The 21,420-nt window shown below is 69.0% G+C and carries 20 protein-coding genes; 9 read left to right on the top strand and 11 right to left on the bottom strand.

Annotated elements, in window-relative coordinates; translation table 11 throughout:
• Positions 1–83 precede the first annotated feature (83 nt).
• The 4 genes from AC1D2O_RS26815 (at position 84) to AC1D2O_RS26800 (ending at position 5,011) form a co-directional block, all read left to right on the top strand.
• A complete protein-coding gene (locus tag AC1D2O_RS26815; protein WP_478086708.1) occupies positions 84–1,952 on the top strand; it encodes a potassium transporter Kup in 1,869 nt (622 codons plus the stop codon).
• Positions 1,953–2,043: 91 nt separating this feature from the next.
• Positions 2,044–3,333 (top strand): benzoate/H(+) symporter BenE family transporter, encoded by a 1,290-nt coding sequence (locus AC1D2O_RS26810; RefSeq protein WP_478086706.1) that lies wholly within the window; start codon positions 2,044–2,046, stop codon positions 3,331–3,333.
• A gap of 1 nt (position 3,334) precedes the next feature.
• On the top strand, positions 3,335–4,282 hold the full coding sequence (gene gshB, locus AC1D2O_RS26805) for a glutathione synthase (protein WP_478086705.1): 948 nt from the start codon (positions 3,335–3,337) through the stop codon (positions 4,280–4,282).
• A 336-nt stretch (positions 4,283–4,618) separates the two neighbouring features.
• Positions 4,619–5,011, top strand: a complete 393-nt coding sequence (locus AC1D2O_RS26800; RefSeq protein WP_478086703.1) for a hypothetical protein — start codon at positions 4,619–4,621, stop codon at positions 5,009–5,011.
• A 165-nt stretch (positions 5,012–5,176) separates the two neighbouring features.
• Here AC1D2O_RS26800 and AC1D2O_RS26795 read toward each other — a convergent pair whose 3' ends face one another.
• Complete coding sequence (locus AC1D2O_RS26795; RefSeq protein ID WP_478086702.1) at positions 5,177–5,941, bottom strand: class II glutamine amidotransferase; 765 nt, start codon at positions 5,939–5,941, stop codon at positions 5,177–5,179.
• A 27-nt stretch (positions 5,942–5,968) separates the two neighbouring features.
• Positions 5,969–7,426 (bottom strand): MFS transporter, encoded by a 1,458-nt coding sequence (locus AC1D2O_RS26790; RefSeq protein WP_478086701.1) that lies wholly within the window; start codon positions 7,424–7,426, stop codon positions 5,969–5,971.
• A gap of 88 nt (positions 7,427–7,514) precedes the next feature.
• On the opposite strand from AC1D2O_RS26790, the gene AC1D2O_RS26785 reads away from it, so the two are divergent.
• The gene (locus AC1D2O_RS26785) at positions 7,515–8,759 is read left to right on the top strand and encodes a zinc-binding metallopeptidase family protein (protein ID WP_478086700.1); all 1,245 of its coding nucleotides are present in this window, start codon (positions 7,515–7,517) and stop codon (positions 8,757–8,759) included.
• Here the strand turns inward: AC1D2O_RS26785 and AC1D2O_RS26780 are convergent.
• The 6 genes from AC1D2O_RS26780 to AC1D2O_RS26755 all read right to left on the bottom strand — a co-directional run bounded on the left by AC1D2O_RS26780 (position 8,750) and on the right by AC1D2O_RS26755 (position 13,865).
• Positions 8,750–8,980, bottom strand: coding sequence for a cysteine-rich CWC family protein (locus AC1D2O_RS26780; RefSeq protein WP_478086698.1), 231 nt, complete (start codon positions 8,978–8,980; stop codon positions 8,750–8,752). The genes AC1D2O_RS26785 and AC1D2O_RS26780 overlap by 10 nt on opposite strands.
• Positions 8,980–10,236, bottom strand: coding sequence for a 6-phosphofructokinase (locus AC1D2O_RS26775; protein ID WP_478086696.1), 1,257 nt, complete (start codon positions 10,234–10,236; stop codon positions 8,980–8,982). Before AC1D2O_RS26775 ends, AC1D2O_RS26780 begins: the two co-directional genes overlap by 1 nt.
• A 44-nt stretch (positions 10,237–10,280) precedes the next feature.
• The gene (locus AC1D2O_RS26770) at positions 10,281–11,444 is read right to left on the bottom strand and encodes an acyl-CoA dehydrogenase family protein (protein ID WP_478158179.1); all 1,164 of its coding nucleotides are present in this window, start codon (positions 11,442–11,444) and stop codon (positions 10,281–10,283) included.
• Positions 11,445–11,451: 7 nt separating this feature from the next.
• Complete coding sequence (locus tag AC1D2O_RS26765) at positions 11,452–12,246, bottom strand: enoyl-CoA hydratase-related protein (protein WP_478158178.1); 795 nt, start codon at positions 12,244–12,246, stop codon at positions 11,452–11,454.
• Position 12,247: 1 nt separating this feature from the next.
• Positions 12,248–13,426 (bottom strand): acetyl-CoA C-acetyltransferase, encoded by a 1,179-nt coding sequence (locus tag AC1D2O_RS26760; RefSeq protein ID WP_478158177.1) that lies wholly within the window; start codon positions 13,424–13,426, stop codon positions 12,248–12,250.
• Between the two features lie 127 nt (positions 13,427–13,553).
• Complete coding sequence (locus AC1D2O_RS26755; RefSeq protein ID WP_478086690.1) at positions 13,554–13,865, bottom strand: DUF2917 domain-containing protein; 312 nt, start codon at positions 13,863–13,865, stop codon at positions 13,554–13,556.
• 82 nt (positions 13,866–13,947) lie between these two features.
• Here AC1D2O_RS26755 and AC1D2O_RS26750 point away from each other — a divergent pair, with 82 nt between their 5' ends.
• Complete coding sequence (locus AC1D2O_RS26750) at positions 13,948–14,880, top strand: LysR substrate-binding domain-containing protein (protein WP_478086688.1); 933 nt, start codon at positions 13,948–13,950, stop codon at positions 14,878–14,880.
• 67 nt (positions 14,881–14,947) lie between these two features.
• The gene (locus tag AC1D2O_RS26745) at positions 14,948–15,637 is read left to right on the top strand and encodes a ProQ/FINO family protein (RefSeq protein WP_478158176.1); all 690 of its coding nucleotides are present in this window, start codon (positions 14,948–14,950) and stop codon (positions 15,635–15,637) included.
• 1 nt (position 15,638) lies between these two features.
• On the opposite strand, the gene AC1D2O_RS26740 is transcribed toward AC1D2O_RS26745, so the two are convergent.
• Entirely contained in the window at positions 15,639–17,816 is a 2,178-nt protein-coding gene (locus AC1D2O_RS26740) for a malate synthase G (protein ID WP_478086684.1), read from the bottom strand.
• A gap of 171 nt (positions 17,817–17,987) precedes the next feature.
• Positions 17,988–18,728, bottom strand: a complete 741-nt coding sequence (locus tag AC1D2O_RS26735) for an IclR family transcriptional regulator (protein ID WP_478086683.1) — start codon at positions 18,726–18,728, stop codon at positions 17,988–17,990.
• 107 nt (positions 18,729–18,835) lie between these two features.
• Here AC1D2O_RS26735 and AC1D2O_RS26730 point away from each other — a divergent pair, with 107 nt between their 5' ends.
• Complete coding sequence (locus tag AC1D2O_RS26730; protein ID WP_478086682.1) at positions 18,836–19,777, top strand: hydroxymethylglutaryl-CoA lyase; 942 nt, start codon at positions 18,836–18,838, stop codon at positions 19,775–19,777.
• Entirely contained in the window at positions 19,770–20,963 is a 1,194-nt protein-coding gene (locus AC1D2O_RS26725) for a CaiB/BaiF CoA transferase family protein (protein ID WP_478086680.1), read from the top strand. Before AC1D2O_RS26730 ends, AC1D2O_RS26725 begins: the two co-directional genes overlap by 8 nt.
• On the opposite strand, the gene AC1D2O_RS26720 is transcribed toward AC1D2O_RS26725, so the two are convergent.
• Complete coding sequence (locus AC1D2O_RS26720; protein ID WP_478086712.1) at positions 20,960–21,313, bottom strand: VOC family protein; 354 nt, start codon at positions 21,311–21,313, stop codon at positions 20,960–20,962. The genes AC1D2O_RS26725 and AC1D2O_RS26720 overlap by 4 nt on opposite strands.
• Between the last annotated feature and the right edge of the window lie 107 nt (positions 21,314–21,420).

Genomic DNA, 21,420 nt, shown 5'->3' with positions numbered 1-21,420 from the left:
GTGGAAGGCGACGAAGCGGCCGAAGCGGGCCTCCGAGGCGCCGCGCGGTGTGCTGCACGCCCGCGACCCTTTGCACCGACCCCGTGTCCGCCCCTAAATCCTCCTCCGCTGCGCTGATCCTCGCGGCCATCGGTGTCGTCTACGGCGACATCGGCACCAGCGTCCTGTACGCGGTCAAGGAGGTGTTCGGCCACGGTCACGTCCCGTTCACGGTCGAGAACGTCTACGGCATCCTGTCGATGTTCTTCTGGACGCTGACGGTGATCGTCTCGCTGAAGTACGTGGTGCTGGTGCTGCGGGCCGACAACGAGGGCGAGGGCGGGCTGGTGGCGATGCTCGCGCTGGCCTCGCAGGCGGTGGTCGACAAGCCGCGGCTGCGGCGGGTGCTGCTGGTGGTGGGTATCTTCGGCACCTCGCTCTTCTATGGCGACGGCGTCATCACGCCGGCGATCTCGGTGCTGTCGGCGGTCGAGGGCCTGGAGGTGGTGTCGCCGCAGTTCCGCCACTACGTGATCCCGATCACGCTGGTCGTGCTGTTCTGCCTGTTCGTGGTCCAGAAGCGGGGCACCGCCGGCATCGGCCGCTTCTTCGGCCCGGTGACGCTGGCCTGGTTCCTGGCGATCTCGCTGCTCGGCGTGTCGCAGATCGTCACCCACCCCGAGATCCTCAAGGCGATGAGCCCGCATTACGCGCTGCGCTTCATGTGGAACAACCCGGGCACCAGCTTCATCATCCTGGGCGCCACCGTGCTGTGCGTGACCGGCGCCGAGGCGCTCTACGCCGACCTCGGCCACTTCGGCAAGAGCCCGATCCGCATCGCCTGGTTCTCGGTCGTCATGCCGGCGCTCACGCTCAACTACTTCGGCCAGGGCGCCCTGCTGCTGGAGAACCCGCTGGCGGTCAAGAACCCCTTCTTCATGATGGCGCCCGAGTGGGCGCTGCTGCCGCTGGTGTTCCTCGCGACGGCCGCCACAGTGATCGCCTCGCAGGCCCTGATCACCGGCGCCTTCAGCGTCACGCGCCAGGTGATCCAGCTCGGCTACCTGCCGCGCATGAACATCGAGCACACCAGTGTCCGCACGGCGGGCCAGATCTACATCCCGTTCGTCAACTGGGGCTTGTTCGTCGCGATCGTGCTGGCGGTCGTGATGTTCCGCTCGTCGAGCAATCTGGCGGCGGCCTATGGCATTGCCGTGACCACCGACATGCTGATCACCACGGTGCTGACCTTCTTCGTGATCCGCTACGCCTGGAAGTACCCGCTGTTCCTGTGCATCGCGGCCACCGGCGCCTTCTTCCTGGTCGACTTCCTGTTCTTCGCCTCGAACCTGCTCAAGCTGTTCGACGGCGGCTGGTTCCCGCTCCTGATCGGCGGCTCGATCTTCATGCTGATGCTGACCTGGAAGGAAGGGCGCAGGTTGATGGGCGAGACCCAGCTGGCGGAGGCGATCGACCTGCGCGGCTTCCTCGACTCGGTCTTCGTGAGCCCGCCGGCGCGGGTCGACGGCACCGCGGTCTTCATGACCGCCGAGCCCGGCGTGGTTCCCAATGCGCTGTTGCACAACCTCAAGCACAACAAGGTGCTGCACGACCAGAATCTGTTCGTGACGGTGCGCAACCACGAGGTGCCGTGGATCCCGATGGACAAGCGCATCGAGATGGAGGCCCTGGGCCACCACTGCTGGCAGGTGGTGGTGCACTACGGCTTCAAGAACGAGATCGACTTGCCGCGCGCGCTCGAGAACGCGCGCCTGCGCGGCTGTCAGATCGAGCCGATGGCGACCAGCTACTTCCTGTCGCGCGACGTCGTGATCCCGACGCTGGGCAGCGGCATGGCGCCCTGGCGCGAAAAGCTGTTCGCGCAGATGCACCACAACGCGAGCGGGGCGGCGGACTTCCTCGGATTGCCCAACAACGCCGTCGTCGAGCTCGGCTCCAAAATCGAGATCTAGCTCGCCCCCAGGTTGGCTCACTTCGTGTAGCCGCCCACCCCCTACCGGGGGTTCCTGGAAGGGTGCGGCAACACCCCGGCACAATCTACCGATGCGATTTTTCAAGGATCTCAGCCTCTCGGCCTTCACCGCGGGCTTCGTGGCGGTGCTCGTGGGCTTCACGAGCTCGGTGGCGATCGTGTTCCAGGCCGCGCAGGCCTTCGGCGCCACCCCCGAGATGATCTCCTCCTGGATGTGGGCGCTGGGCCTCGGCATGGGCCTGGCCTCGGCGCTGCCCTCGCTGTGGTGGCGCAAGCCCGTGATGATCGCCTGGAGCACGCCCGGCGCCGCGGTGCTGGCGGTCGCGGGTGCCGGCTACAGCATGAACGAGGCGGTCGGCGCCTTCATCGTCTGCGCCCTGCTGATGACCCTGGCCGGCGCCACCGGCTGGTTCGAGCGCGTGATGAACAGGATCCCGATGGCGCTGGCCTCGGCGCTGCTGGCCGGCGTGCTGGCGCGCTTCGGGCTGCAGGCTTTCATTGCCGCCCAGACGGCGCTGCCGCTGGTGCTGCTGATGCTCGGCACCTATCTTGCGGCCAAGCGCGCGCTGCCGCGCTACGCGGTGCCGCTCACGCTGGGCGTCGGCATCGCCTTCGCCGCTGCGCGCGGCGAACTGGCCTGGAGCGCGGTGCATTTCAGCCTCGCCCTGCCGGTATTCACGATCCCGGTCTTCAGCTGGCAGGCGGTGGTCAGCCTGGCGCTGCCCCTCTTCGTCGTCACCATGGCCTCGCAGAACCTGCCGGGCGTCGCCGCGATCCGCGCCGCGGGCTACCAGTTGCCGGTGTCGAAGCTGATCACGATCAGCGGCCTTTTCACGCTGGTGCTGGCGCCTTTCGGGGCCTTCGCGCTGAATCTCAGCGCCATCACGGCCGCCATCTGCATGGGCCGCGAGGCGCACGAGGACTCGGCGCGGCGCTACACCGCCGCGGTCAGCTGCGGCGCGATCTACGTCGTCATCGGCCTGTTCGGCGCCGCCGTGACGGGCTTGCTGACCGCCTTTCCGAAGGAACTGGTCGCGACCATCGCCGGCCTGGCGCTGCTGGGCACCATCGGCGGCGGGCTGGCGGCTGCGGTGCGCGACGAATCGCATCGCGAGGCGGCGCTGATCACCTTCCTGGTCACGCTCTCGGGCGTCACGCTCGCGGGCATCGGCTCGGCCTTCTGGGGCGTGGTGGCCGGCGCCGTGGCGCTCGGCATCCAGCAGCTCGGCCGCAAACCCCACGCCGGCAAGGACATCGCGCCTGCCGGCAAGATCAGGCTCGACGAGCGATCGGCGGCCGAGCGGCCCGTCGCGACACCCTCCTCCACGGCTTCGGCTCCGGCCGCCGGAAAGACCTCCTGACATGCACATCCTCTTCGTTGCCGACCCGCTGGATCAGTTCAAGATCTACAAGGACACCACCTTCTCGATGATGCGCGAGGCCCAGCGGCGCGGCCACACGCTCTCGGTCTGCGAGCCGCGCCACCTGGGCTGGCAGCGCGGCCAGCCGGTGACCGCGAAGGCGCGTGCGATCGTGCTGACCGGCGACCCCGACGACTGGTTTCGTGAAGAACCGGTGCAGGAGCGGCCGCTCAAGGGCTACGACGTGGTGCTGATGCGCAAGGACCCGCCCTTCGATGCCGAGTACATCTACGCCACGCACCTGCTGGAGCAGGCCGAGCGCGAGGGCGCGCGGGTGGTCAACAAGCCGCGCTCGCTGCGCGACCACCCGGAGAAGCTCGCGATCATGGAGTTCGCGGAGTTCACCACGCCGACGCTGGTGACCCGCGATGCGGCCTCGGTGCGCGCCTTCCACGCCGAGCACCAGGACATCATCCTGAAGCCGCTCGACGGCATGGGCGGCATGGGCATCTTCCGGGTCAAGGCCGACGCGCTGAATCTCGGCTCGATCGTCGAGACCCTCAACAAGAACGGCGCCGAGACGATCATGGTGCAGCGCTTCGTGCCGCAGATCTCGGAGGGCGACAAGCGCGTGCTCGTGATCGGCGGCCGCCCGGTGCCCTACAGCCTGGCGCGCATCCCGCAGGGCACCGAGGTGCGCGGCAACCTCGCGGCCGGCGGCAAGGGCGTGGCGCAGCCGCTGACCGACGACGACCGCCGGATCGCCGAAGCGATCGGGCCGGTGCTGAGCCAGCGGGGCCTGCTCCTGATCGGCCTCGACGTGATCGGCGGCTCGCTGACCGAGATCAACGTGACCAGCCCGACCTGCTTCCAGGAGATCACCGAGCAGACCGGCTTCGACGTGCCGGCGATGTTCATCGATGCGCTGGAGGCGGATGTGCAGGGGTGATGGTCGAGCGCAACGCAAATTGCCCGAGAACTTGGCCAACCCGAGTTGCGGGAGCTGGTGCTGGCTCGCCACGTCGTGCCATACGCTCATTCTGAGCGAGAAGCGGTGTTGCTCTCGATACGGCACGAGCGTCAGTTGAGTTACGGATTGCCCAAGCCATCGACCTGACGGATACTGATGAAGACGGGCGGCAACCGGCCGCCGGTTGCCGCCGTCGTGAATCCCTGTCAACCTTGGGTCCCAGGCGGTCGTTGTGGTCTGACCTCTGCTGATGGCGAGGCGAATCGACCGCCAACTCCCAAGGAAGGTTACACAATGAGCAAACTTCTCGCAGTCATGATCGCCGGCCTGTTCGCGGCAGGCGCCTATGCCCAGAATCCGGCCGGCACATCGTCGGAACAGCAACCGGTGACGAACAGCAAGGCGCAAAACCGCGCCCAAACCAAGGTGGATGCGCGCCCCCAAGGCAAGGTGAAGAAGCCGGTGGGCGATGAGGCCAACAGCTCCGAACTCAATCCTGAGGCCAGCGGCGGCAAGGCCGCCGCGGCAGGCCAGAACAGGGCCAACGCCAAGCCCCAGGGCATGGCGAAGAGGCCGACGGGCGACCAAGCCAACACTTCTGAACTCAATCCTGAGGCCAGCGGCGGCAAGGCCGCGAATGCAGGGCAGGCCAAGGTCGACGCGCGCGATGCCAAGGCGGCGGCCAAGAAGCAAGCCCCCACGAACTGACCGGCATTCGGTCTTTGCTCGAGCAAGCGCCCCAGTGGCGCTTGTTCGATCTCCGGGCGCGCCGTTTCCGGCCCGCCTGCAACGGGTCTGCGCCCGCGAACTTCTCTGCGGCCCGCAGTCGTGGGCGGAAGATGGTGGCACAGGCGAACTGAGCCCGGCGCGGCGCTATCCGCGCCGCTGCCCGTCCACGAACACAGCCAGTTCCTGCGGCGCGAACGCCGTCCAGGTCTCGTTGGTCGTCAGCGGCGCGGTCACCACCACCGCCACGCGATCATTCGGCGTCGTGTGCTGGGCGAAGTCGATGCTCAGGTCCTCGTCCGACAGCTCCGCGGTCAGGAAGGGATGCCGGCGTTCGACGTACCAGAGGTGGGTCGAGGCGTGGGCCCACAGCGCTTGCCCGTTCGACAGCATGAAGTTGAAGGTGCCGTGCGCCGCCAGCCGCGGCGCCAGTTCGCGCAGCGTGAGGGTCAGCTCCTCGACGCTCGGAACGTCGGCGTGCGACTTGGCAAGCTCCTGCATCAGCCAGCAGAAGGCGTGCTCGCTGTCGGTGCTGCCGACGGGATGGAAGCTGCCGTGCAGGCGCGGTCGGAAATCCTTCAGGTCGCCGTTGTGGGCGAACACCCAGTAGCGGCCCCAGAGCTCGCGCACGAAGGGGTGGCAGTTCTGCAGGTTCACCGCGCCCTGGGTGGCCTTGCGGATATGGGCGACGACGTTGCGGCTGCGGATCGGATAGCGCCGGATCAGCTCGGCCACCGGCGATTCGCAGGCCGGCTGGTGATCGACGAAATGCCTGAGGCCGCGGTCCTCGAAGAAGGCGATGCCCCAGCCGTCGGCGTGGTGGTCGGTGCGGCCGCCGCGCTGGGCGAAGCCTGTGAAGCTGAAGGTCACGTCGGTCGGCGTGTTGCAGTTCATTCCGAGCAGCTGGCACATGAGGGCTATTAGACCGCAGCCGCGCGCTCAGTTGTCAGTGGCCGGCGTCTTCACTCTCAATTGCCAGGCCGCGACGATGGCCAGCGCGCACAGGCCGGCCAGCATCGCGAACACCTCGTCGAAGGCCGCCAGCCGGGCCGCGCTGGTGGCCGGGTTGGAGAGCGAGTCGCCGTGCGCGGCCAGCCGCCATTCGAGCACGATCGCGCACAGGCTCACGCCGGCGGCGCCGCCGAGCATGCGCAGGAAACTGATGGCGCTCGCGCCCTGCGGGATCAGCGGCTTGGCCAGCGGGCGCATCGCGCCGAGATTGAGCGAGGGCAGGATGAAGCCCAGGCCGATGCGCCCGACGATCGCGAACGCCACCAGCAGCCACAGCGGGCTGGCCAGTCGCAGCACCACCATCAGCGCGAAGGAGGCGGCCAGCAGCGCCAGGCCGATGCTGACCAGCAGGTAGGTCGGATGCCGGTCGGCCAGCCTGCCGACGCCGGCGATGGTCAGCGCGAGCACGATGCCGGCCGGCAGCAGGATGGTGCCGACGTGGGAGGCCGACAGATGCAGCCCGACCTGCATGTAGACCGGCAGCAGGTAGGTCGATCCGAACAGTGCCGTGCCGTAGATGAAGGCGACCACGCTGCCCATCGCGAACTGGCGGTACTGGAACAGCGCCAGATTCATCAGCGGCGCGCCGCCGCCGGCGGCCAGGCGCTTCTGCCAGGCGACGAAGGCGCCGAAGGCGATGCCGGCGCCGGCCAGCAGCAGGGCGGCGTGCAGCGCCGAGTCGCCGCGCAGCGCCACCATGCCGTTCAGCAGGCACAGGGTGCCGACGGTGCCCAGCCCCAGGCCGCGCCAGTCGAGTCGGTCGCTGCGCGCCGCCACCACGCCCCCCGGCGCCGTGGTCGGCACGAACTTGTAGGCCAGCCAGATCGAGGCGAGGCAGAAGGGCACCACCATGAAGAAGATCGAGCGCCAGCCGAACAGGTCGACCAGCACGCCGCCGATGCTCGGGCCGATGGCCGGCGCCAGCACCACGCCCATGCCGAAGATGCCGCTGGCCCGCCCCTGCTCGTGGGGCTGGAAGGCGCGCAGGATGATGATGGCCGGGATCGGCTGGACGACGCCGGCGGCCAGTCCCTCGACCACGCGCGCGATCAGCACCAGCGAGAAGTCGGTCGCCAGCCCGCCGGTCAGGCCGCCCGCCAGCAGCATCACCATGGTGCCGACGTAGGTCCGCCGGTAGCCGTAGCGCGAGAGCAGCCAGGGCGTGGTCAGCATCGACACGGTGGTCGCCACCATGAAGCCGGAGCTGACCCACTGGGCGCGCTCCTGGCCGAGGGAGAAATGGTGGCTCAGGTCCGGAATGGCGACGTTGACGATGGTTGACGACATGATCGATGCCATCACGCCCACCATGACGGAAAGAAGCAGGTACCAGCGGTAGCGCGCGCCGTAGCGGCTGCTCAGGGACTGCAAGGGAGGATTGTTCATGGAGGGCGGACGCCCGGGCTCGGGCTGTCCTACAAGGATATCGGCGTTTTCCTGCGTGGCGCACAGCGGACGCCCACAATCAACCGACATGGACTCTCCGACCGACGATCGCGCTGCGCCCCCCCCAGCCGCCGAAAGCGGCCCCGCGCTGGCGGCCGAACCGCAGGCCCCGACACTGACGCGCGCCTACCGGTGCCAATGCGGCCGGCCGGTCTTCCTGCGCAACAGCCAATGCCTGGCCTGCCTGACACCGCTGGGCTACGTGGTCGAGCGCCTGGGCGTGGTGCCGCTCGCGCCGGCCGACTTCCAGGGCGCAGAGGCCGACACCTTCACGCTCTTCGGCGACACCCATGGCAAGGCCTATCGCCGCTGCGCCAACCTGATGACCCCGGCGGCCTGCAACTGGATGGTGCCGGCGCCGCGCGAGGGCGACGATCCGGCTTTCGGCACCGACGGCCTGGTGCCCGGCCTGTGCCTGTCGTGCAGCGTCACGCGCACCATCCCCGATCTTTCGCGCGAGGCCAACGGCGCGCTGTGGCGGAGCCTCGAACTGGCCAAGCGCCGGCTGATTTCGCAACTGCTCGCGCTGGGCCTGCCGATGGTCACGCGCCTGAGCGATCCGGTGCACGGCCTGGCCTTCGACTTCCTGAGCCACATGCCCGGCGGGCCGCACGTCATGACTGGCCACGAGATGGGCGTCATCACGCTCAATGCCGAGGAGGCCGAGGATGCCGTGCGCGAGCGCATCCGGGCCGAGATGCGCGAGCCCTACCGCACCTTGCTGGGCCACTTCAGGCACGAGATCGGCCATTACTACTGGGACCTGCTGGTGGCGCCGACGCCCTGGATCGAGGACTTCCGCCGGCTCTTCGGCGACGAGCGGGACGACTACGCCACCGCCTTGCGCAACCACTACGACAACGGCCCGCCGACCGACTGGGCCGATCGCTTCGTGACCGGCTATGCGAGTTCGCACCCCTGGGAGGACTGGGCCGAGACCTGGGCCCACTACCTGCACATGGCGGATACCGCCGGCACCGCGATGAGTTTCGGCGTCGACGCGCAGTACGTCGAACTCGCCAGCGACCTGTTCGACCTGTCCGACCTGTGGCAGCCCGAGCATCCGGACGCGGCGCGCTTCCTCGACTTCCTCAACGGCTGGGTGCGCCTCACCAACGTGCTCAACGAGCTGTCGCGCAGCATGGGCCAGCCCGACTATTACCCCTTCGTGCTGCCGCGCACGGCGGTCGGCAAGCTGCAGTTCATCCACCAGGTGGTCACCGGGCCGCGGGAGGGCTGCGGGTTGCCGGTGCCGCCGAACGCTCAGCCCTGAACCGCCTCTTGCGCCTCCTGCGCCGCGCAGCGCGCGCAGATGCAGGCCAGCCGGCGCTGGGCGGCCGGCACGCGTGCCAGCAAGGCCTCGCTGAAGTCGGCCGCCATGCACCAGCAGGGCGGCTGCGCCTGGCCGGTCTCGCGCTCGATCTCGATGGCGCAGCGATTGGACTCGCCGCACAGGGGGCAGCGCGAGGGATCGGGGCGTGTTCCTGCGTCCATCAGGCGACCTCGAAGGCCGGCAGCTTCTTCGGGACCGCGACGTTGCCGAGCGTCACGTAGACCGGCAGGCCGTCGCGGTAGGCCGGGTAGTCCTCGCCCTGGATCAGCGGCAGCAGATAGCGCCTGCACTTGTCGGTGATGCCCCAGCCGTCGTCCGAGATGAAGTCGCGCGGCATGAACTTCTCGGCGTTGGCCACCGCATCGAGCGGCGCCGTGCCGATGCGATACGCATAAGGCTGGTCCGAAGTGCGTTCGATCGTCGGCATCACCGCGTTGCGGCCTTCGAGCGCGAGCTCGACCGCGCGCTGGCCGAGTTCGTAGGCCTGCCTGACGTCGGTGGCGGAGGCGATGTGCCGGGCCGCGCGCTGCAGGTAGTCGGCCACCGCCCAATGGAACTTGTGGCCCAGCGCCTCCTTGATCATCTGCGCCACCACGGGCGCCGCGCCGCCGAGCTGCGCATGGCCGAAGGCGTCCTTGCTGCCCTGCTCGGCGAGGAAGCTGCCGTCGGGGTGGTGGCAGCCTTCGGACACCACCACCGTGCAGTAGCCGTGGTACTTCACCAGCGCGTCGACACGGGCGAGGAAAGCCGGCTGGTCGAACGGAATCTCGGGGAACAGGATCACGACCGGAATGCCCTGCGCGTCGACCAGCCCGCCGGCCGCGGCGATCCAGCCGGCATGCCGGCCCATCACCTCGATGACGAACACCTTGGTCGAGGTCGCGGCCATCGAGCGCACGTCCAGCGAGGCCTCGAGGGTCGACACCGCGACGTACTTGGCGACCGAGCCGAAGCCCGGGCAGCAGTCGGTCAGGGGCAGGTCGTTGTCGATGGTCTTGGGCACGTGGATCGCCTGCAGCGGATAGCCCAGCGACTGCGACAGCTGGCTCACCTTGAAGCAGGTGTCGGCCGAATCGCCGCCGCCGTTGTAGAAGAAATAGCCGATGCCGTGGGCCTTGAAGACCTCGATCAGGCGCTCGTACTCGCGCCGGTTCTTCTCGAGCGACTTGAGCTTGTAGCGGCAGGAGCCGAAGGCGCCCGAGGGCGTGGTGCGCAGGGCGGCGATCGCCTCGGCCGATTCACGGCCGGTGTCGATCAGGTCCTCGGTCAGCGCGCCGAGGATGCCGTTGCGCCCGGCGTAGACGCTGCCGATGCGGTCCGGGTGCCGGCGGGCTGTCTCGATCACGCCGCAGGCCGAGGCGTTGATCACGGAGGTGACGCCGCCGGACTGGGCGTAGAAGGCGTTGAGCGTGGGCATGGCGCATTGTCCTGCAGCCTCCCCGCGCATGCCAGTGGCGGCGTTCAGCGCCCGGGCAGCCCCATCGCGCGGGTGATCACCTCTTTCATGATCTCGTTGGTGCCGCCGTAGATGCGCTGCACCCGGGCATCGGCGTAGGCCCGCGTGATCGGGTACTCCCACATGAAGCCGTAGCCGCCGTGCAGCTGCACGCATTCGTCCATCACCTTGCACTGCAGGTCGCTGGTCCAGTACTTGGCCATGCTGGCGGTCGCGGTGTCGAGCTTCTCGACCATCAGCAGCTCGATGCACTTGTCGACGAAGACCTGCGCCACCTGCACCTCGGTCTGCAGTTCGGCCAGCGTGTAGCGGGTGTTCTGGTAGGCCCCGACGGGCTGGCCGAACACCTTGCGTTCCTTCACGTAGGCCACGGTCTGGTCGATGGCCGACTGCGAGGCGGCCACCGCGCTGATCGCGATCTGCAGCCGTTCCCAGGGCAGCTGCTCCATCAGGCAGACGAAGCCTCGGTTCTCCTGCGCCGCGCCGCCGAGCAGCGCCTCGGCCGGCAGCCGCACGCCGTCGAAGAACAGCTCGGAAGTGTCCTGCGCCTTCAGGCCCAGCTTCTTCAGCCGCTTGCCCTTCTCGAAGCCGGGCGTGCCGCGCTCCACCAGGAACAGGCTGGTGCCCTTGGCGCCGCCCGCCGGATCGGTCTTGGCGACCACGATCACCAGGTCGGCGTGCCAGCCGTTGGTGATGAAGGTCTTGCTGCCGTTCAGCAGGTAGCTGCCGTCGGCCTGCTTCAGCGCGGTGCTGCGCACTGCCTGCAGGTCGCTGCCGGCGGCCGGCTCGCTCATCGCGATGGCGCCGATCATCTCGCCGCTGGCGAGCCTGGGCAGGTAGTGCCGCTTCTGTTCCTCGGTGCCGTAGCGAAGGATGTAGGGCGCCACGATCTCGCTGTGCAGCCCGAAGCCGATGCCCGTGAAGCCGCGGGCCCAGAGCTCCTCGAACTGGATCACCGAATAGAGCAGGTCGGCACCCGAGCCGCCGTGTTCTTCCGGCAGCGACATGCACAGGAAGCCGTTCTCGCCGGCCTTGTTCCAGACCGTCCGGTCGACGTAGCCCTGCTCCTCCCAGGCCTCGTGGAAGGGCGCGATCTCCTTGTCGAGGAAGCGGCGGAAGGAATCGCGGAAGGCCTCGTGGTCGGGGCCGAAGAGGGTGCGTTCGATCATGGCCTGTTCACCGTTTCGGAAAGACCGGCGGGCGCTTCTGCAGGAAGGCGGTCACGCCCTCGGCGAAGCTCGGCTGCTCGATCAGCTGGCGCTGGCGCTCGCTCTCGTAGTGCAGTTGCTCGGGCAGCGTGTGGCGCTCCGACCGCTCGATGGCGCGGCGCGCCTCGAGCACCGCATGCGCCGGCAGGCGCGCCAGGCGCTGCGCGATCTTCAAGGCATCGAGCAGCAGCAGGTCGTCGTCGACCGCGGCCCAGATCAGGCCCCATTGCGCGGCGGTCTCGGCGCCGAGCTTCTCGTCGAGCAGCGCCATGCCCAGCGCGCGCGCCGGGCCGATCCGGCGCGGGATGAACCAGGTGCAGCCGAGGTCGGGCACGATCCCGAGCTTGGGCAGGAAGGGCAGGTAGAAATACGCGCTGCGCGCCGCCAGCACGATGTCGCAGGCCAGTGCCAGGCCGACGCCCGCACCGGCGGCCGGGCCGTTGACCGCGCAGACGACCGGCACCGGCAGCGTGCGCAGTTCCTCGATCAGCGGATTGCTCGTCGACTGCATCCAGTCGGCCGTCTGGTCGCCCAGCGTCTTTCCGGCTTCGGGCTCGCGCATCGCGCTCAGGTCGGCGCCGACGCAGAAGGCCTTGCCGGCGCCGGTGAGCAGCACGGCGCGCACCTGGCTGTCGCCGCGCACGCGCGCGAAGCACTCGCGCAGTTCCTGCTGCAGGTCGAGCGCGATCGGGTTGAGCTTGGACGGCAGATTGAGCGTGAGCGTCGCGATGCCTTCGTTGACTTCGTAGAGCACGGCGCTCATGTCACAGGCGCTCCACGATGGTGACGTTGGCCATGCCGCCGCCTTCGCACATGGTCTGCAGGCCGTAGCGCTTGCCGCGCTGCCCGAGCGCATGGACCAGCGTGGTCATCAGCTTGGTGCCCGAGGCGCCGAGCGGATGGCCCAGCGCAATTGCGCCGCCGTTCACGTTGAGCTTCGCCGGGTCGGCGCCGAGCTTCTGCAGCCAGGCCAGCGGCACCGGCGCGAAGGCCTCGTTGACCTCGTAGAGGTCGATGTCCTCGATCTTCAGGCCGGCCTTCGAAAGCGCCCGCGCGGTGGCGGGGATCGGCGCCTCCAGCATGATCACCGGGTCGTGGCCCATGACGCTCATGTGGTGGATGCGCGCGAGCGGCTTCACGCCCAGCGCCTTCAGGCCGCGCTCGTTGACCACCAGCACGCCGCTGGCGCCGTCGCAGATCTGGCTCGCGGTGGCCGCGGTGCAGCGGCCGCCCTCGGCGATCAGCTTGACGCCGGCGATGCCTTCGAGCGTGGCGTCGAAGCGGATGCCTTCGTCGACCGTGTGCATCTCGCCGCTGGCCGAGCCGTCGGCCAGGCGCACCTCGATCGGAACGATCTCGCCGGCGAAGGCATGCTCGCGGCTGGCGGCGATCGCGCGCCGGTGACTCTCGAAGGCGTAGCGGTCGAGCATGTCCTTCGTGAGGCCGTAGTTCTTGGCGATCATCTCGGCCCCGGTGAACTGGCTGAACTCCACGCCCGGGTAGCGCCGCTGCATCGCGGGGCTCATGTAGGTGCCGAGGCCGGCCTTGGCCGGCAGTGCGTTGGGCGTGAACATCGGCACCCGCGTCATGCTCTCGACGCCGGCCGCGATCACCGCATCCATGCTGCCCGACATCACGGCCTGGGCCGCGAAGTGCAGCGCCTGCTGCGACGAGCCGCACTGGCGGTCGATCGAGGTGCCCGGCACCGACTCGGGCAGCTTCGAGGCCAGCACCGCGTTGCGCGCCACGTTGGTCGCCTGCTCGCCGACCTGGCTCACGCAGCCGAGGATCACGTCCTCCACCGCCGCCGGGTCGATGCCGCTGCGCGCCACCAGCGCGTCGATGACCTGGGCGGCCAGGTCGACCGGGTGCCAACCCGAAAGCCTGCCGCCGCGACGGCCGCCCGCGGTGCGCGCGGTGGCCACGATGAATGCCTCTGCCATGGTGTGTCCTTCCTCCGAGAAATGGGGGGCCCGGAGCGGACGGCGCCGCACGCCGATCGAACGGCGGCGGCGGACGGGCGTCTTCCCTGGCCACGAGCGTCGATGGTTCAACGCCCGGGCGTTCGGGTCAAGCCGGGGACATCCCGTGGGGCCACAGTCGCCAAGGCGACCGTGCCGCCGGTGCCGGCGTGGCCGCGACCGAGAGCTTGGCGGCGCTGAAGCGCAGGCAGGACGGCTCCAGCGCCGCCACCAGCGCCCGGCGGTGCGAATCGCTGCGGAAGCGCTCGCCCGGTTCGAGCACGATGTCGCGCCGGTCGTGGTCGAGCGTGATCCAGACGGCGCCGCTGGTGCATTCGATATCGACCTCGTGGGCGTCGGGCAGGGTGAAGACGGCCTTCTTGGGCAGGCTGAGACTGAGGCGTTGGGTGCGGGGGGTCATGATGGGCTCCTTTGCATTCGTCTTACGAATGAATATAGTGAGCGCTGCCGTGCTTGTCATACGGTAATTTGGAACTCGTTGCATGCATGCAGAGAATGCGAAAGCCCTTTCTACCGACGCCGGACTGCCGCCGCTGGAGTTGCTGCGCAGCTTCGAGGCGGCCGCCCGAACGCTGAGCTTCACGCAGGCGGCGGCCGAGGTGTTCCTCACGCAGTCGGCCGTGAGCCGGCAGATCCAGCAACTCGAGGCCAGCCTCGGCGTCCTCCTGTTCGAGCGCCGCCATCGCGCGCTGGCGCTGACCGAGGCCGGCCGCGTGCTGCAGCGCGCCGTGGTCGAGAGCCTGGAGCGGCTGCGGGACGCCACGGCGCGCGTGCGTGCCGCGCCGGCGCTGCGCCAGGTCGCGATCACCACCACGCCGGGCTTCGCCTCGCTGTGGCTGATCCCGCGGCTGGCGCGGTTCACCGCCGACCATCCGAAGGTCGATGTGCGCGTGTCGGCCACGCTCGAGGTGCAGGACCTCGAGCGCAGCCGGATCGACGTCGCGGTGCGCTTCGTGCCGATCGCCCGGGGCACCGGCCCGACCCTGTTCGAGGAGTCGGTGATGCCGCTGTGCGCGCCGCGCATCGCCGCCGCCCTGGCGTCGCCCGGCGACCTGCCGAACCAGACCCTGCTGACGGTCGACCTGCCGAACCACGCCGAGTCGCCCACCGCCGACTGGGAGCCCTGGCTCGAGGTGATGGGCCTCGCCGATTTGCGCATGAAGAACACGCTGCGTTTCACGCAATACGCCGACGCGGTGGCGGCCGCGGTGGCGGGCCAGGGCGTGGTCATCGGCCGGCTGCCGCTGCTGCGCGAACTGGTGCAGACCGGGCAGCTGGTGGCGCCTTTCGGAGAAGGCGCGGCATCGCGGCGCGGCTATTTCATCGAGACCTCGCGCCGGGCGGCCGGCAACGCCGATGCCCAGGATTTCGTGCGCTGGCTGCGGGCCGAAGCCGAGGCGGCGCAACAGGGCTGAGCGGGGGCATTAAAGTCGGGGCACGCAAGGCCCGATGGGGCACCGATTCCGCAGACAAGAAATTTCGATGAATTCGACGACCGACACCGCACCCGCTCCCAAAGCCGCCAAACAGGGCGGCCGCGAGCGGCAGAACGCCAAGCAGAACGCCAGGCAGAAGGCGCCGCAGCGCCCGGCCCGCAAGCCCAACCCCGTGCTCGAAAAGCTGTTCGAGCTCTATCCGAAGATGTTCGGCGCCCGCTTCCTGCCGCTCAAGCTGGGCGTCTACCAGGAACTGCTGGCGCTGCATCCCGACGAATTCAAGAAGGAAGATCTCAAGATCGCCCTGGGCCAGCATGCGCGCTCGACCCGCTACCTCGATGCCGTGGCCGCCGGCGAGAAGCGCCATGACCTGCACGGCGTGCCGGTCGAGGACGTGGCGCCCGAGCATGTGCACCACGCGATCCTGGAAGTGTTCAAGCGCCGCCAGGCGCGCACCGAGGAAGACCTGCGGCCGAAGCTGCGCGTCCGCCTGGTCGAGGCGATCGAGGCCTCGGGCCTCTCGCGCGAGGACTACGTACTGGCCGTGCGGACGCAGGACGAACTGACCAACGCGGTGCTCGACGAAGCCTTCGCCGAGGTCGGCGCGCGCACCGCCAAGCGCGAGGCGCTGCTGCGGGCCTTCGAGGCCAGCGGGCGCAGCGTGGCGGAGTTCGCGGAGATGTATGGGATGGATCCGGCCGAAGTCGGCCGGACCCTCGAACGCGCGCGAAGCTAGTTCAGGCCGCGCCGGCCTTCACCTTCAGCCGCCAGGCGTGCAGCAGCGGCTCGGTGTAGCCGCTGGGCTGCTCGAGCCCCTTGAACACCAGGTCCTGCGCCGCCTTGTAGGCAGCCGAGGTTGCGAAGTTGCCGGCCATGTTCCGGTACAGCGGGTCGCCGGCGTTCTGCTGGTCGACCACCGCGGCCATGCGCTCGAAGGTGGCGTTGACCTGTTCCTTGCTCACCACGCCGTGCAGCAGCCAGTTGGCGATGTGCTGGCTCGAGATGCGCAGCGTGGCGCGGTCTTCCATCAGGCCGATGTTGTGGATGTCCGGCACCTTGGAGCAGCCCACGCCCTGGTCGATCCAGCGCACCACGTAGCCCAGGATGCCCTGCACGTTGTTGTCGAGCTCCTGCTGGCGCTCGGCCGCGGTCCAGTCCGCCTTGGGCGCCACCGGCACCTGCAGCAGGCCGGCGAGGAGGTTGTCGCGCTCGGCGTTGGCATCGATCTTCTCGAGCTGCTGCTGCACCTCGGCGACGTTGACCTGGTGGTAGTGCAGCGCGTGCAGCGTCGCGGCGGTCGGCGAGGGCACCCAGGCGGTGTTGGCGCCGGCCTTGGGGTGCGCGATCTTCTGTTCGAGCATCGCGGCCATCAGGTCCGGCATGGCCCACATGCCCTTGCCGATCTGCGCCTTGCCGCGCAGGCCGCATGACAGGCCGACCAGCACGTTGTTCTTCTCGTAGGCCTGGATCCACGGCGTGGTCTTCATGTCGCCCTTGCGCAGCATCGCGCCGGCCTGCATGGCGGTGTGCATCTCGTCGCCGGTGCGGTCGAGGAAGCCGGTGTTGATGAAGGCCACGCGCGCGGCGGCCTCGGCGATGCAGGCCTTGAGGTTGAGGCTGGTGCGGCGCTCCTCGTCCATGATGCCGAGCTTGACCGTGTTGGCGGGCAGGCCGAGCAGCTGCTCGACGCTCGCGAACAGCGCGCTGGCGAAGGCGACTTCGGCCGGGCCGTGCATCTTCGGCTTCACGATGTAGACGCTGCCGGTGCGCGAGTTGCCCTTGCGCTTCAGGTCGATGGTCGCGATGGTGGTCGTGATGACCGCGTCCATGATGCCTTCGGGGATCTCCTTGCCGCCGGCGTAGAGGATGGCCGGATTGGTCATCAGGTGGCCGACGTTGCGCACGAACATCAGCGAACGGCCGTGCAGCTTCACGGGCTGGCCATCGGCGCCGGTGTATTCGCGGTCGGGGTTGAGGCCGCGCGTGAAGGTCTTGCCGCCCTTGGCGACTTCCTCGGTCAGGTCGCCCTTCAGGATGCCGAGCCAGTTGGAGTAGGCCAGCACCTTGTCGGCGGCGTCCACCACGGCCACCGAGTCCTCGAGATCGAGGATGGTCGAGAGCGCGGCCTCGAGCACGACGTCGCTGATGCCGGCCGGGTCGGTCTTGCCGATGGCGGTCGAGCGGTCGATCTGGATGTCGAGGTGGATGCCGTTGTGCTTCAGCAGCACCGACTTCGGCGCCGCCGCGTCACCCTGGTAGCCGATGAATTGGGCCGGGTCCGCCAGGCCGGTGCTGCTGCTCTGCAGCGCCACCACCAGCTTGCCACCCTCGACCTTGTAGCCGGTCGCGTGCTTGTGCGAGCCGTTCTCCAGCGGCGCGGCCTGGTCGAGCACGTTGCGTGCGAACTCGATCACCTTGGCGCCGCGCGCCGGGTTGTAGCCCTTGCCCTTCTCGGCGCCGCCGGTCTCGGGGATCGCGTCGGTGCCGTAGAGCGCGTCGTAGAGCGAGCCCCAGCGCGCGTTCGCGGCATTGAGCGCATAGCGTGCGTTGAGGATCGGCACCACCAGCTGCGGGCCCGCCTGCAGGGCGAGTTCGGCGTCGACGTTGGCGGTGGTGGTCTTGACGTCCTTCGGCTGCGGCAGCAGGTAGCCGATCGATTCGAGAAAGGCGCGGTAGGCCGGCATGTCGGCGATCGGGCCCGGGTGTGCCTTGTGCCAGCTGTCCATTTCAAGCTGCAGCCGGTCGCGTTCGGCCAGCAGCGCCAGGTTCTTCGGTGCGAACTCGCTGACGATGGCGTCGAAGCCCTTCCAGAAGACATCGCTGGCGACGCCGGTGGCGGGCAGGACCTTCTGCTCGATGAACTGGTGCAGTTCGGTGGCGACCTGGAGGCCGTGGGCAGGGGTGCGGGCGGTCATGAGTCAGTTCTCCTTGATAGATGCGTCCCGGGGACTGTATTCGATACCTGACTGGCCAGTAAGAGCCGAAATCGGGTTTTATCAATGACAAAAATGGAGGTAATCCCGCCGTCGGGCGGCCTGTCCAAGGGTACGCCGTGATGCAGGAAAAGTGCCCGCGGCGCCTCGCGCTCAGACTTGGCCGTTGAGCCTTCGCGCAGCGGCCCGGACCGGCTCGATGTGCTGCGGGTCGTAGCGATGGGCCGGCATGGTCAGCGTGACCGCGGCCGCCAGGCGGCCATCGGCCCGGAACACCGGCGCCGAGATGCCGGCCAGCTCGGCCGTGCGGTCGCCGACCAGCGCACAGTAGCCCTGTTCGCGGATGGTCTCGTAAAACGCGCGATCGCGAGCGCCGCGCGGTCTTTCGGCCTCGGGGCCGAAGGCGATCAGGATGCGGGCGCCGGCGCCGCGGTCGGCCGGCAGCAGGTCGCCGGCGCGCACGTGGTCGCGCACCACGTGCGGCGAGTCCACCCGGTACAGGCACAGGCGGGTCCAGCCCTCGCCCTGCGGCTGGCGCACGTGGTAGGCCGCGCTTTCGCCGGTGGCGGCGACCAGGTCGCGCAGCACCGGCGGCACGATGCCGTCGAGCGAGAACGAGGCGGCATACAGGGCGTGCAGGCGCGCCACTTCGGCGCCGAGGGCGTAGCGGCCGTCGTCCTGCCGGCGGATCAGCCGCGCGTGCTCCAGCGAGGCCAGCAGGCGCAGCACCGTGCTCTTGTAGAGCTGCGTGCGCTCGGCGAACTGCGCCAGCGTGAGCGCATCATCGCCGGCCTGGAAGGCCGACAGCAGGCTCAGCGCGCGATCCACCGCCGCGGCGCCGCCGGGCGCGGCGTTCAGGTCGGAGACCGATTCGGTGTGGGATTTGCGTGGCATGGGCGTGGCTTGACAGGCTGCGCGCTCACCGGTCTAATTCTGTTTGTCGGAATATAGTTCTGCAAGATAGAACAGTCAAGCTCATTCGAAAAAAGGAGGCAGGAGCGATGACAGCCCCTGATGTGCTCATCAGCGAGGTCGGCCCGCGCGACGGCCTGCAATCCGTCAAGGCGACGATGCCCACGGCGGACAAGCTGCGCTGGATCGATGCCCTCCATGCGGCCGGCGTCAGGGAGATCGAGGTCGCCTCCTTCGTGCCGGCCCGGCTGCTGCCGCAGATGGCCGACGCCGCCGAGGTGGTGCGCCATGCGATCACGCTGCCCGGCCTGACCGTGATGGCGCTGGTGCCGAACCGCAGGGGCGCCGAAGCCGCGCTCGCGGCGGGTGTCCACAAGCTCACGGTGCCGGTGTCCGCCAGCGCGGCCCATTCGCTCGCCAACGTGAGGAAGACGCGCGAGCAGATGGTCGACGAGGTCCGCGCCATCGCCGATCTGCGCCGCGCACTCGCGCCGCAGGTCAGGCTCGAAGCCGGCATCTCGACCGCCTTCGGCTGCACGCTGCAGGGCGAGGTGCCCGAGGACGACGTGATCCGGCTGGCCGCGCAGTGCATCGCGGCCGGCGCCGACGAGTCGGGACTGTCCGACACCGTGGGCTATGCGAACCCGGCCCAGGTGCGCCGCCTCTTCAGGCGGCTGCGCGCCGAGATCGGCGACAAGGCCGGCGCGGCCCACATGCACAACACGCGCGGGCTCGGCCTCGCGAACTGCCTGGCCGCCTTCGAAGAGGGCGTGCGCACCTTCGACGCCTCGCTCGGCGGCCTGGGCGGCTGCCCCTATGCCCCCGGCGCCTCGGGCAACGTCGTGACCGAGGACCTGGTCTTCATGTTCGAGGCCATGGGCGTCGCGACCGGCATCGATCTCGCCAGACTCATCGCGGCCCGTGCGCCGCTCATCGCCGGCCTGCCGGGCGAACCGGTCTACGGCATGACGCCCGAAGCCGGCCTGCCCAAGGGCTTCAACCAGCGAAACCAGGGAACCGCACATGTCTGAATCCACCTCACCTCCGCTGCCGTACGCGGGCGTCCGCGTCGTCGAATTCACCCACATGGTGATGGGCCCGACCTGCGGCATGCTGCTGGGCGATCTCGGCGCCGAGGTGATCAAGGTCGAGCCGATCGAGGGCGACAACACGCGCCGCCTGCTGGGCTCGGGGGCCGGCTTCTTCCCGACCTTCAACCGCAACAAGAAGAGCATCGCGCTCGACCTCAAGAAGCCCGAAGGCCTCGAGGCGGCGCTGCGCCTGATCGCGACCGCCGACATCGTGAGCGAGAACTTCAAGCCCGGCACGATGAAGAAGCTGGGCCTCGACCACGACCGCCTGAGCCGGCTCGATCCGCGGCTGATCTACGTCAGCCACAAGGGCTTCCTGCCCGGCCCCTACGACCATCGCACCGCGCTCGACGAGGTGGTGCAGATGATGGGCGGCCTGGCCTACATGACCGGCCGCTCGGGCGATCCGCTGCGCGCCGGCACCAGCGTCAACGACATCATGGGCGGCATGTTCGGCGCCATCGGCGCGATGGCGGCGCTGCGCCAGCGCGAACTCACGGGCAAGGGCTGCGAGGTGCAGTCGGCCCTGTTCGAGAACAATATCTTCCTGGTCGCGCAGCACATGATGCAGTTCGCCGCCACGGGCCGCGCCGCCGACCCGATGCCGAGCCGGATCTCGGCCTGGGGCATCTACGACGTCTTCACCGTGAAGGAGGGCGAGCAGATCTTCCTCGCGGTGGTCAGCGACAAGCAGTGGGCCATCTTCTGCAAGGCCTTCGGGCTCGAGGAGATGCTGGCCGATCCGCGCCTGAAGACCAACAACGACCGGGTGCTCGCGCGCGAATGGATGATGCCCGTGCTGCGCTCGCACCTCGCCGGCCGCAGCGCGGCCGAACTCAGCGCCGTGTTCGAGCAGAACGAACTGCCGTTCGCGCCCATCGCCAAGCCGCAGGACCTGTTCGACGACCCGCACCTCAATGCCACCGGCGGCCTGGCGCCGATCCGCATGAACGACGGCAGCCGATCGAAGGTGCCGCTGATGCCCTTCACGCTCGGCGGCGAGCGGCCCGGCATTCGCCTGCAGCCGCCGCTGCTCGGGGAGCACACGAGCGCGCTGCTCAAGGAAGTGGGCTACAGCGACGCCCAGATCGCGGCGCTGAAGGCGGGCAACATCACGACCGGCTAGGCCAGCTCTTCGTGCAGGCAGAGGATGTTGCCTTCGGGGTCTTCGAACCAGGCCGCCTTCTCGGAGCCCAGCACGCAGACATGCTCGACGGTTTTCAGCCCCGGGAGGTCGTAGTCCGCGAAACGCACGCCGCGCTGTTCCAGCGCGGCCACCGCGTCGCCGATGCGCTCGACCCGAAAGCTCAGGGCCGTGTGCTCGGCCTTGGTGCCCTCGGGCTTGGGGAACAGGGCCAGCTCGGTGCCGCCGCAGCGGTAGATGAACTTGCCGTCCGGCTTGGCGCCGAGCGGTTCCAGCCCGAGCACCTGCTCGTAGAAGCGGCGTGCGCGGGCAAGATCCTTCACGGGCAACATGCAGGTGACGCTGCTGGCGGCGAGTGGGTTCACGGTAGGCGCTCCCGGAGTCTTCCTCCGCCTTGTAGGCGCTTTGGGAGCGGCGCGCCATGGGGAGGAACGCGTAC

It is taken from the genome of Variovorax sp. P1_G12 (genome assembly GCF_056405555.1).
This window is presented reverse-complemented; position numbering and strand designations above follow the sequence as displayed.